At 70.7% G+C, this 11,235-nt stretch carries 11 protein-coding genes; 7 read left to right on the plus strand and 4 right to left on the minus strand.

Going from position 1 to position 11,235, the window contains the following annotated elements; genetic code table 11:
- From QM591_RS03630 to QM591_RS03645, 4 genes are all read right to left on the minus strand, one after another.
- A partial coding sequence (locus QM591_RS03630; RefSeq protein WP_415129713.1) for a hypothetical protein occupies positions 1–1,113 on the minus strand: 1,113 nt, incomplete at its 3' end.
- A gap of 2 nt (positions 1,114–1,115) precedes the next feature.
- Positions 1,116–1,796: an HAD hydrolase-like protein gene (locus QM591_RS03635; RefSeq protein WP_415129715.1), complete on the minus strand. Its 681-nt coding sequence runs from the start codon at positions 1,794–1,796 to the stop codon at positions 1,116–1,118.
- A 57-nt stretch (positions 1,797–1,853) separates the two neighbouring features.
- Complete coding sequence (gene nucS / locus QM591_RS03640) at positions 1,854–2,591, minus strand: endonuclease NucS (RefSeq protein WP_415129717.1); 738 nt, start codon at positions 2,589–2,591, stop codon at positions 1,854–1,856.
- A 21-nt stretch (positions 2,592–2,612) separates the two neighbouring features.
- Positions 2,613–3,833 carry an MFS transporter gene (locus tag QM591_RS03645; RefSeq protein WP_415129719.1) on the minus strand — a complete coding sequence of 407 codons (1,221 nt, stop codon included), beginning with the start codon at positions 3,831–3,833 and terminating at the stop codon, positions 2,613–2,615.
- A gap of 59 nt (positions 3,834–3,892) precedes the next feature.
- Here QM591_RS03645 and QM591_RS03650 point away from each other — a divergent pair, with 59 nt between their 5' ends.
- From QM591_RS03650 to mnhG, 7 genes are read left to right on the plus strand one after another with little or no spacing between them, the layout of a single operon-like run.
- Positions 3,893–4,939, plus strand: a complete 1,047-nt coding sequence (locus QM591_RS03650; RefSeq protein WP_415129721.1) for a LacI family DNA-binding transcriptional regulator — start codon at positions 3,893–3,895, stop codon at positions 4,937–4,939.
- 46 nt (positions 4,940–4,985) lie between these two features.
- Positions 4,986–7,910 (plus strand): Na+/H+ antiporter subunit A, encoded by a 2,925-nt coding sequence (locus QM591_RS03655; protein ID WP_415129723.1) that lies wholly within the window; start codon positions 4,986–4,988, stop codon positions 7,908–7,910.
- Complete coding sequence (locus tag QM591_RS03660; RefSeq protein WP_415129725.1) at positions 7,907–8,437, plus strand: Na(+)/H(+) antiporter subunit C; 531 nt, start codon at positions 7,907–7,909, stop codon at positions 8,435–8,437. The genes QM591_RS03655 and QM591_RS03660 overlap by 4 nt, the downstream gene beginning before the upstream one ends.
- On the plus strand, positions 8,434–9,990 hold the full coding sequence (locus tag QM591_RS03665; protein ID WP_415129727.1) for a Na+/H+ antiporter subunit D: 1,557 nt from the start codon (positions 8,434–8,436) through the stop codon (positions 9,988–9,990). The genes QM591_RS03660 and QM591_RS03665 overlap by 4 nt, the downstream gene beginning before the upstream one ends.
- Positions 9,987–10,577 carry a Na+/H+ antiporter subunit E gene (locus tag QM591_RS03670; protein WP_415129729.1) on the plus strand — a complete coding sequence of 197 codons (591 nt, stop codon included), beginning with the start codon at positions 9,987–9,989 and terminating at the stop codon, positions 10,575–10,577. Before QM591_RS03665 ends, QM591_RS03670 begins: the two co-directional genes overlap by 4 nt.
- The gene (locus QM591_RS03675; protein ID WP_067164786.1) at positions 10,574–10,846 is read left to right on the plus strand and encodes a monovalent cation/H+ antiporter complex subunit F; all 273 of its coding nucleotides are present in this window, start codon (positions 10,574–10,576) and stop codon (positions 10,844–10,846) included. Before QM591_RS03670 ends, QM591_RS03675 begins: the two co-directional genes overlap by 4 nt.
- Complete coding sequence (mnhG, locus tag QM591_RS03680; RefSeq protein WP_415129731.1) at positions 10,843–11,199, plus strand: monovalent cation/H(+) antiporter subunit G; 357 nt, start codon at positions 10,843–10,845, stop codon at positions 11,197–11,199. The genes QM591_RS03675 and mnhG overlap by 4 nt, the downstream gene beginning before the upstream one ends.
- Positions 11,200–11,235: the final 36 nt, after the last annotated feature.

The following is an 11,235-nucleotide window of genomic DNA, read 5'->3' on the forward strand; positions in this document are numbered from 1 at the left end:
CAGCCGCACGCGTGCGTCGGCACCCGCGTGACCGGCGACCGCCTCCGCGTGGGCCACGGCCGTGCGGGCGGCCGCGACCGTTCCCGGGAGGGCGGAGCGAGCGCCCCGCAGGCGCTGCTGCGCTGTCCGGGCATCACCGACGGCAAGGTCCAGTCGGTCGCGCAGACGGGCCAGCTCCGTGACGGTGGCGGTGGGACGCCGTCCGGCCTGGGGCTCCAGGGCATCGACGGCGTCGGCCACGGCTCGCAGCTCACGGCCCAGCCGCTCCGCATCCTCCGGTTCGGCCTGGGCCCGCAGTGTCTCGGCCTGGCGCACGGCCTCGCGCGCCGCGGCGATCTCCCCGGCCACGCCCTGGGCGGCATCCAGGAGGGCGCGGTGCCGTTCTTCGAGGGTCCGTGCGGCCTGCTGTCCTCGACGGAGCGCCCGTTCCGCTCGCCCCAGCGCTGCCAGAGCGGAGCGCGTGGGATCCTGTGCCGCCTCGTCCGCCTCTGCGAGGAGGGTCGCCACTTCAGCCAGCGTCGCCGTCACCTCGGTAGCGGCCCGCTCCGCGTCGGCCACCTCCTCCGGATCGAAGCGCCCGGCGACCTCGGCCACGAGCGCGTCGACGTCGCCCGCTTCGGCGCGGAGCGCCTCGAGGCGCGTGCGCGCCCGTGCGACCTGTTCTCCCGCCGACTGGTTCGCCGACATCCACTGGGCGTGCTCCTGGCGCGCCGCCGCGATCTGCGCGGTGGCCTGCGACGTGCGAGCGTGGAGCGAGAGGGCGACGCGCCGCACCTCTTCGGGGTGGGCGTCGGGAGCGAGGTCGCGCAGCCGTCCGAACGCCTCGTCGCGGATGCGCTGGGCCGTGAGGCGCGCGCGGCGCAGCGCGGCCGGCGCCGTGCCGTCGTAGAGCGCCCCGGAGAGGGCGACCTCCAGTTCGAGCTCCTCGACCGCGTCGTCGAGAGCGACGAGGGCGACGCCCGCCCGCGCGCGTTCCGCCTCGGCACGGGCGCGGGCACGAGGCCCTCCCCGGGCACGCCGCAGCGACCAGATGAGCGTGCCGGCACCGAGGCCGGCGACCCCGAAGACGACGGCAGCCGGCACCAGCCAGCGGACGATCTCCTCCAGGGGCATGGTCAGGCGTCGTCCTCGATCAGCAGCAGCGCGCGGAGCTCATCGACGTCGTGGACGACGGCCTGGGCTCCCTCCGACTCGTGCGGCCAGCTGAAGCCCCACGTGACGAAGATCACGGGGACGCCCTGATCGGCGCCGCCCTCGATGTCGTGGTGACGGTCGCCGATGAGGACCGGGCGACGGGTGTCGACGCCGACCGCGGCGAGACGGCGCAGCGACTCGGCGACGATGGCGGACTTCGTGGCGAGCGTCTGTTCGTCGGGCGTGGCACCCACGATCGCCTGGAGGCGGGGCGCCAGGGTGAAGTGCTCCATGAGCGCCAGCACCTGGTTCTCGGGCTTGGAGCTGGCCGTCCCCTGCGGCACGCCCGCGGCCGACAACTCCTCGATCAGCTCACCGACACCGGGGTAGAGGCGGGCACCGCTCGTGTATCCCTCGGCTTTGCCGATCTGCCGGTAGTACGCGACGGCTTCGGCGGCCCGCGCGCCGGTCATCCCGACGTTCGCCTGGAAGGAGTCGTACATCGGCGGACCGATCCAGTGCACGAGCTCCTCGCGCGTGGGAGCGGGGAAGCCGAAGTGCTCGAGACAGAGGGTCAATCGCCGCAGGATGCCCTCCGACGCGTCGACGATCGTTCCGTCGACGTCCCAGAGAATGCACGTCCACGGAGATCTCATCGTCATACCGCCAGCCTATCCAGGGCCCGTCGACGGCCGGCCGCCGCGCGCTGACGGGGGCTGTCAGAAGAGCGTGGGGAGGCCGCTGTCGGTGCCCTTCATCGCCTCGTAGTCCAGGACGACGCAGGCGATCCCGCGATCGGTGGCGAGCGTGCGGGCCTGCGGCGCGAAGGCCTGTGCCGCCAGCACTCCGCGCACGGGACGCAGGTGCGAGTCGCGATTGAGGAGCTCGAGATAGCGGGTGAGCTGTTCGACGGCGTCGATACCGGCGCGGCGCTTGACCTCGACGGCGACGTGGGCGGCCGCGGCGCCGTCGGCCGAGGCCAGCTCCACGGTGACGGCCGCCTCGGGGTTGCGCAGCAGAAGGTCGACGGGACCGATCGCCGTCGGGTACTCACGGCGGACGAGGGTGAGCCCGTCGCCGATCACCTCGACCTGTTCGGCGAGCAGCCGCTGCAGATCGGCCTCCACGCCGTCCTTCTGCAGGCCGGGATCGATGCCGAGGTCGTGCGACGAGTCGTGGAGCACTTCGTAGATCCGCACGAGCAGCGCGTCGCCGGTCTTGGCGTGCGTGACGCGCCAGTGCTCGAGCACCCCTGCCGACGCGGACTCCTCATCCGGGGTCTCGACGGTGAGCGTGCACGGGGGACTCATCCAGTTGAGCGGCTTGTACGAGCCGCCGTCGGAGTGGACGAGCAACGACCCGTCGCCCTTGTGCACGAGCAGGCGAGTGGCCAGGGGCAGGTGGGCGTTGAGTCGACCGGTGTAGTCGACGGAGCAGCGGGCGATGACGAGACGCACCCGTCGAGCCTACCCACCGCCTCAGTGGTGTCCGGTGCCGATCTTCGATCCGGCGATCGGCTTGGCGGCGCCCGACGCCAGCCCCGACATGACGATGAGCCCGACGATGATCCACAGCGTCGACAGGATGCCGATCTGGTGGCTGATCCAGCCGAGGACGGGGGGCCCGCAGAGGAATGCGAGGTAGCCGATCGTCGCGGCGGCAGACACCGAGGCGGCGGCTTTCTGCGGATCGTCGGCGGCCGCCGACATGCCGAGGGGGAACCCGAGCGACGCGCCGGCTCCCCACAGGGCCACGCCCACGAGCGCGATCGGGAAGGTCGGCGCGACGATGAACAGCACGAGGCCGCTCGCCGCGGCGACGGCGAGCACGCGCAGGGTCCAGACGCGCCCGATGCGGTCGACGAGGGGGCCGCCGAGCACACGGAACACGGTCATCGCGATCGAGAAGACGGTGAGCGCGATCGCGCCGACCGCCTGCTTCTCGCCGTGGCCGTCGACCACCGCGATGGTCAGCCAGTCGCTCGCGCTCCCCTCCGCGAAGGCCATGCCCAGCATGATGACGCCGATCGCGTAGGTGCGCGGATCGCGCCAGACCGTCAGGAGAGCGGCGAAGCGCTCGCGGCGGCTGAGCGCCTCGCCGTCGGCGGTGGGCGCCTCGTGGCGGGGGACGTAGACGAGGGAGACGAGCCCGGCGACGATCGCGAGACCGGCGATCGCGCCGAGGTGCCAGCCGACGCCGACGCCCCAGGCGGCCATCGCCACGCCGATGCCGGCGCCGGCGACCGTCCCGAGGCTGAAGAAGGCGTGGAAGAGGGGCATGAGCGTGCGCCCGAACCGCTGCTCGACGGCGGCGGCCTCGACGTTCATCATGACGTCGGTGGAGCTGAGGCCGAGGCCCAGGAAGCCGAGTCCGACTGCGGTGAGGGCATAGGAGTGCGCGACCTCCACGCCGATCCCCGCGAGCAGCAGCCCGAACGCGAAGCAGGAGATGGTCGCCACCATTCCCCGTCGGGCTCCCCAGCGCGCCACGATGATGTTGGCCAGCGACAGGCCGACGAGCGAGGTGGCTCCCATCACGAACAGGAGGGCGCCGACGCCCGGATCGTCGATCCCGAGCGCGATCTTGACGGCCGGAAGGCGCGACGCCCAGGACGCGAAGCCGATGCCGGTGACGAAGAAGATCGTGAAGATGGCCGTCCGCCAGTGGACGAGCTGAGCACGGGTGAGGGCGGAATGCACGGGTACACCCTACCGAATCGATTCGACCGGCCGCAGGCCGCGGGTTACGATCAGAGGCGATGAGCAGCCGCCGAGCAACGATCGCGGACGTCGCACGTGCGGCGGGCGTCTCGCCGTCGACCGCGTCGGTCGTCTTCAGCGGTAAGACGCCGGTCTCCGACGAGACGCGGGCTCGCGTGCTCGAGGCCGCCGCCGCTCTCGGGTATTCGGGGCCGGACCCGCTCGCGGCCTCGCTCCGGCGTGGGCGGAGCGGGATCGTGGGTGTGCTGCAGCGCGGCCGGTTGGGCACCGTCTTCACCGATCCCGTGCAGCGCGCGACGATGGACGGGCTCGCCGACGCGGTGTCGGCGATCGATGCGAGCCTGCTCCTCCTCCCGCCGCTCACCCGCCGTACGGCGGCCGGCGAGACCGCGCCGGCCCCAGCGCCCGCCGCGACCCTCGCGACGGTGCCGCTGGATGCCGCCGTGCTCATCGGGACGATCCCCGAAGCGTCCGGCGACGTCGCGCTGCTGCGGGCCCGTGGCGTGCCTGTCGTCGTGATCGAGGGGGACGCCGGTGACGGCGTTCCGCGCATGGCGCTCGACAACCAGGACGCCGAGCACTGCCTCGCCGACCACATCCGCCGGCTGGGTCACACCGACGTCGCGGTCGTCGCGCTGCCGACGGACCTCAACGTCACGCACGAGCGTCTGGAGGGCGTTCGCCGGGTCTTCCCCGACGCCCCCGCCTATCCGACGCTCGGCAGCTCGATCGACGAGGGCCTGCGGGTCGGCCGTGACGTCTTCTCGCGGGGACGCCCCACGGCGGTGCTCGCGCAGAGCGATCTGCTGGCCGCCGGGGTGATCCGGGCGGCGGAGGAGGCCGGACTCTCGGTCCCCGGAGACGTGAGCGTCGCGGGCTTCGACGGCGTGCGGGTGGACGGCCTCGCCCCGTACGAGCTGACCACGATGGTCCAGCCCGCCGTCGACAAGGGCCGTGCCGCCGGGGCGGCGATCGTCGCGATGCTCGCCGGAGAACAGCCCGCCTCCGTGCGGTTCACGAGTGTGTTCCGATCCGGGAATACGACGGGACCGATTCCGCCGTCGGCCGCACCGGGGCCCCGTTGACCCCGTAGACTGGACATCCGACCCCCGCGACCTGTCTGGAGGCCAGATGCTGCTGCTCCTGGCTGCGTTCGCGGTGGTGCCGTTGACGCTGCCATGGATGGTGGCGCGCATCGGTTCCCGGGCCTTCTTCGTCGCGGCGATCGTTCCGATCGTGGCATTCGTCCACGCCGCGATCCAGGCCCCCGCCGTCTTTGCCGGCGACAGCCCGACGGAGTCCTTCTCCTGGATCCCCGCCCTCGGCGTCGACCTCTCGATGAAGATGGACACGCTCGGCTGGGTGATGACGCTGATCGTCACCGGTGTCGGTGCGCTCGTCATGCTCTACTGCCGCTGGTACTTCGACGGCAAGAAAGCGGGCGTCGGGCTCTTCTCCGCCGTCCTCCTCGCCTTCGCGGGGGCGATGTACGGCCTCGTCCTCACCGACGATCTGATCGTGCTCGTGATGCTGTGGGAGGTCACGAGCGTTCTCTCCTACCTGCTGATCGGCTTCTACCACGCGCGCGGAGCGAGCCGGAGAGCCGCACTGCAGGCACTGCTCGTGACGACGCTCGGGGGCCTCGTCATGTTCGTCGGCGCCGTGATGCTCGTGGTGCTCTACGGCACGACGAGCCTGACGACGATCCTCGCCGCTCCCCTTCCCGCGGGCGATGCCGGGGTGCTTCTGAACGTCGCGATCGTCCTCATGCTCGTCGGCGCTCTCAGTAAGTCGGCGATCTTCCCCTTCCATTTCTGGTTGCCGGGAGCCATGGCCGCCCCCACGCCCGTCAGCGCGTATCTGCACGCGGCGGCGATGGTCAAGGCCGGCATCTACCTCATCGCTCGGCTCGCTCCGGCCTTCGCCGACTCCGACCCCTGGCGTCCGATCATCATCACGCTCGGCATCTTCACGATGCTGCTGGGCGGTCTCCAAGCGCTCCGCGAGTCCGACCTCAAGCGCATCCTCGCGTTCGGCACCGTCAGCCAGCTCGGCATGCTGACGGTCGTGCTCGGCTACGGAGAGCGCAACTCCGCCCTGGCGGGACTGGCCCTCCTGGTGGGACACGCGCTGTTCAAGTCCTCGCTCTTCCTCGTCGTCGGGGTGATCGACCGCCAGCTCAGCACGCGCGACATCGGCGAGTTGTCGGGGGTGGGGCGCCAGGCGCCGACCCTCGCCGTCTTCTCGATCATCGCGATCGCCTCGATGGTGGGCGTCGCCCCCACGGTGGGGTTCGTCGCGAAGGAGGCGGCCCTCACCTCTCTCCTGGAGGGCGGAGCGACGCCCGAGGCGCTCGTCCCGCTGATCGGCATCGTCCTCGGCTCGGCGCTGACCGCCGCCTACGGCATCCGCTTCGTCTGGGGCGCGTTCTGGACCAAGAAAGACGCCGCGGGGGCCCCACGCCCCGTGACGGAGTGGCCCGACCCGCCCCTCGGCTTCCTCGCCGCCCCCGTGGTGCTGAGCGGTCTGACCGTCGTCGCCGGGGTCGCCTCGCCCCTCCTCGACGTCGCGCTGTCCGGATACGCCGACACGATGCCCGAGGACGTCGGGGGCAAGCCCTACCACCTCGCCCTGTGGCACGGGTTCGAGCCCGCCCTGTTCCTCTCGCTCGGCTCGATCGCCGCGGGCGCGCTGTTGTTCTGGCTGGTCCAACGCACGCAATGGCACTCCCGCATCCTGCCCTTCACCGCGGCCGACGCCTACAACCTCGTGCTCCGGGTGATCGCCCGCGCGGCGGTGTGGACGACGACCTTCACGCAGCGCGGCTCGCTTCCGGTCTACGTCGGCACGATCTTCGTGGTCTTCGTCGCCGCCGAGGGCACCGCCCTGCTCGCGAGCCCGCAGTGGCGCATCGACCTCGACCCGTGGCAGACCCCGATGCAGGTGGTCGTGGCGCCGATCATGATCATCGCGGGTCTCGTGGCCGTGCGGGCCCGCAAGCGCTACACGGGCGTCGTGCTCGTCTCGGTGACGGGGCTCGGCATGGTGTTGCTGTTCGCCACGAGCGGCGCCCCCGACCTCGCGCTCACCCAGATCCTCATCGAGACGGTGACCCTCGTCGCCTTCGCCCTCGTGCTCCGGCGCATCCCCGCGCGCCTGGGCGAGCACAACGCGTCGGTGCTTCCCCTCGTGCGCGCCGTCATCGCCGTCGCGGTCGGAGCGACGATGGCGATGGTCGCGATGGTGGCCACGGGCGCGCGGGTCGCCGATCCCATCTCGGATCGCTTCCCCGAACTGGCGTACGAGATCGGACACGGGAAGAACGTCGTCAACGTCGCACTCGTCGACCTCCGCGGCTGGGACACGATGGGCGAGCTGTCGGTGCTGATCCTCGCCGCGACCGGCGTCGCCTCGCTCGTGTTCGTGACGCACCGCTCCGACCTCCTGTCCCGCACGATCGCGTCGCTGCCGACGAGCGCGACGCGCACCCGCCGCCCCCTGATCGAGACGGTCGACGGCCCGCAGCCCCGCGCGAGCGCGCCGGGGAGCACGCGTCAGGCGTGGCTCGTGGGCGGCCAGCGCATGCGGCCCGAGAACCGCTCGCTCATCCTCGAGGTGATCGTCCGGATCCTCTTCCACACGATCATCGTGGTGTCGATCTATCTGCTGTTCGCCGGTCACAACCTCCCCGGGGGAGGCTTCGCGGGCGGGCTCGTCGCGGGTATGGCGCTCGTGATGCGCTACGTGGCGGGGGGCCGTTACGAGCTCGGAGCGGCCGCTCCCACCGACGCCGGACGCCTGCTCGGGGCGGGCATGAGCCTCGCCGTCGCCTGCGCCGTCGTGCCGCTGTTCTTCGGCGAGGCGCCCCTCACCAGCACCTTCTGGGAGGCGAACATCCCCGTGCTCGGTCACGTCGAGTTCGTCACCTCGACGCTCTTCGACGTGGGCGTGTACCTCGTGGTGGTCGGACTCGTCCTCGACGTGCTGCGCTCGCTCGGCGGCGAGGTCGACCGGCAGGCGCAGGAACTGCGTGAGCGGGGGGTGAGCGTCCCGTGACCGTCTCCCTCGTTCTCATCATCATCATGGGCGCCCTGTTCGCCGCCGGTGTCTACTCGATGCTCGAGCGGAGCCTCACGCGCGTGCTCATCGGATTCCTCCTGCTCGGCAATGCCGCGAACCTTTTCCTCCTGGTCGTGATGGGCCGCCCCGGCGTCGCGGCGTTCTTCGGCGATGCGACCTCGCCCGACGAGATGAGCGATCCGCTGCCGCAAGCGCTGACCCTGACGGCGATCGTCATCACCTTCGCGGTGTCGGCCTTCCTCCTGGCGCTGATCTACCGGTCGTGGCAGCTGGGCCAGGCCGACACCGTGCACGACGACGAAGAGGACATCGCCCTGCGCGACCGTGCCCCCGAGGACGAAGACACGATGGACGACGAGATCACCGACGAGGACGACGACGCGACCACCGACTTCATCGGCACCGAGACCGCCCCGATCGTCGTGCTGCACCACCGAGACCTCGACGCGATCCGCGACGACGCACCCACCGATGCCCCGACAGGGTCGGGAGGTGAGCGATGAACGCCCTCGTTCCGCTGCTGGTGACCCTGCCGCTCCTCGGCGCCGCGATCGCGCTCATCTTCGGTCGTCAGCGGAAGGTCCAGGTGGGCGTCTCGATCGTCACGCTCACCCTCGTGCTGGCCATCGCCGCGGTGCTGCTGTACACGGTGGACGTCTCGGGGGAGGCGATCGCCGTGTCGGTGGGCGGATGGCCGATCCCGTTCGGCATCGTCCTGTACGTCGACCGCCTTGCGGCGCTTCTGGTCGTGGTCTCCTCGATCGTGCTGCTCGCGGTGCTCCTCTTCTCGGTGGGGCAGGGGGCTGCCGACGGCGACGACGAGACACCGGTGACGATCTTCCACCCGTCGTACCTCATCCTCGCGGCGGGCATCTTCAACGCCTTCATCGCCGGCGATCTCTTCAACCTCTACGTCGGGTTCGAGATCCTCCTCGTCGCCTCCTACGTCCTCATCACGCTGGGATCGACCGAGTCGCGCATCCGCACCGGCGTCGTCTACATCGTCGTCTCGCTGGTGTCGTCGATCCTCTTCCTCGCCGCGATCGCCGCGATCTACGGCGCCCTCGGCACCGTCAACATTGCGCAGCTGGCCGCGCGCATGACCGAGCTCCCGCAGGACGTGCAGCTCGTCCTCCACCTGATGCTGCTCCTCGCCTTCAGCATCAAGGCCGCGATCTTCCCGCTGTCGTTCTGGCTGCCCGACTCCTACCCGACCGCCCCCGCGCCGGTCACGGCCGTGTTCGCCGGATTGCTGACGAAGGTCGGCGTGTACGCGATGATCCGCACCGAGACGCAGATCTTCCGCGACAACGACGTGAACACCCTGCTGCTGATCGTCGCCCTCGCCACGATGATCGTGGGGGTCCTGGGTGCGGTGGCGCAGGCCGAGCTCAAACGCATCCTGTCGTTCACCCTCGTCAGCCACATCGGCTACATGGTGTTCGGGCTCGCGATCGCGACACCTGCCGCCCTCGGCGCGACGATCTACTACATGGTCCACCACATCGTGGTGCAGACGACGCTGTTCCTCGCGGTCGGGCTCGTCGAGCGCCGGGCCGGATCGACATCGATCCTCAAGGTCAAGGGACTCATGAAAGCGGCGCCCGTGATCGCGGTGCTCTACTTCATCCCCGCGATCAACCTCGGCGGCCTGCCGCCGTTCTCGGGGTTCATCGGCAAGTTCGCCCTCTTCGACGCCGCCGCGCAGGTGGGGACCCCCCTCATGTACGTGCTCATCGTCGGCGGGATCGTGACGTCTCTCCTCACGCTCTACGCCCTCATGCGCGCGTGGAACCTCTCGTTCTGGCGCGAGGACGAGGAGCAGGGCGACGAGGCGACAGACCGCATCTCGTACCTCGGCGGCGCTCCGGCCGCGGCGACCCAGACCGAGCGCCGGGTGATCCCGAGGATCATGACGGCGGCCACAGCCGGCATGGTCGCCGTCACCGTCGCGCTGACGATCTTCGCGGGGCCGTTGTATGAGCTGTGCGCCAACATCGGCGCCGCGCTGCAGGACCCGGTCGTGCTCGTCTCCGACGAAGGGACGACACCATGAGTCCCAAGTCGGTCGTCGTCACCGTCTGGCGGCAGCTGCCCTTCTTCGTCTGGCTCGTCGCGCTGTGGATGCTGCTGTGGGGTCAGTTCACCGTGTTGGCCGCGCTGACCGGTGTCGTGGTCGCCGTCTTCGTGACGCGCGTCTTCCGTCTCCCCGCGGTCGAGCTCTCGGGTCGCGTCAACCTGTGGTGGGGGCTCATCTTCGTCGGGGAGTTCCTCCTCGCGCTCATCCGCGGCTCACTCACGGTGGCCTTCCAGGTGCTGGACTGGCGACGTCAGCCGGGGACCGCCATCATCGCGGTGCCCCTCGTGACAGACGACGACCTCATCATGACCCACGTCGCCGTCACCGCCTCGCTGATCCCCGGCTCGCTCATCGTCGACATCGACCGCGACCGCCGAGTGCTCTACCTGCACGTCATCGGCGTGCGCGATCTCGAGCAGGTGGAGGAGCAGCGGCGCTCCGTGCAGCACTGGGAAGAGCGTCTGGTGCGCGTGGTGGGTTCGCGTGCTCAGTTGCAGACGGTCCGCGACGTGCAGGCGGCTCGCCGCGAGACGGCCGGCGCCGGACGGAGGACCCCTCGATGACCCTCATCCTGCTCATCGCGATCTACGCGGTGTTCGCCGTGGCCGCGCTGCTGACGCTGTGGCGCATCATCATCGGCCCCTCGATCCTCGACCGCGCCGTGGCGTCGGACGTGCTGCTGACGCTCATCATGTGTGTGCTCGGGGCCGAGATGGCCGTCAATCATCACACCCGCACGCTGCCGCTCCTGCTCATCGTCGCGGCCGTGGGCGTGTTCGGCTCCATCTCCATCGCCCGCTTCGTGGCCCGTCGAGACGGAGCGAACCGATGAACGAGGTGCGCGAGATCATCGTCCTGGTCCTGATCCTCATCGGTGCGCTGCTGTGTCTGACCGCCGCGATCGGGCTGCTCCGCTTCCGCGATGTGCCGATGCGGCTCCACGCTGCCACGAAGCCGCAGGTGCTCGGCCTGCTCCTCATCTGCGTCGCGATCGCCTTGGCGCTCGAGTCGTGGGGCGTGGCCGCATTCCTCGTGCCGGTCATGCTGATCCAGCTCGCCACGGCGCCACTGTCTGCGCACATGGTGGGCCGGCAGGCGTACCGGAACGGCACGATCGACGAACGGTCCCTCGTGGTCGACGACCTCGCCGACGACCGGCGCACACCGCCCGCCGCCGGAGGGTGACCGGCGCGGTCCGCCGCCGGCGCTGACCGCCGCCCG

Source organism: Microbacterium sp. (genome assembly GCF_047607225.1).
Taxonomy (GTDB): Bacteria; Actinomycetota; Actinomycetes; order Actinomycetales; family Microbacteriaceae; genus Microbacterium.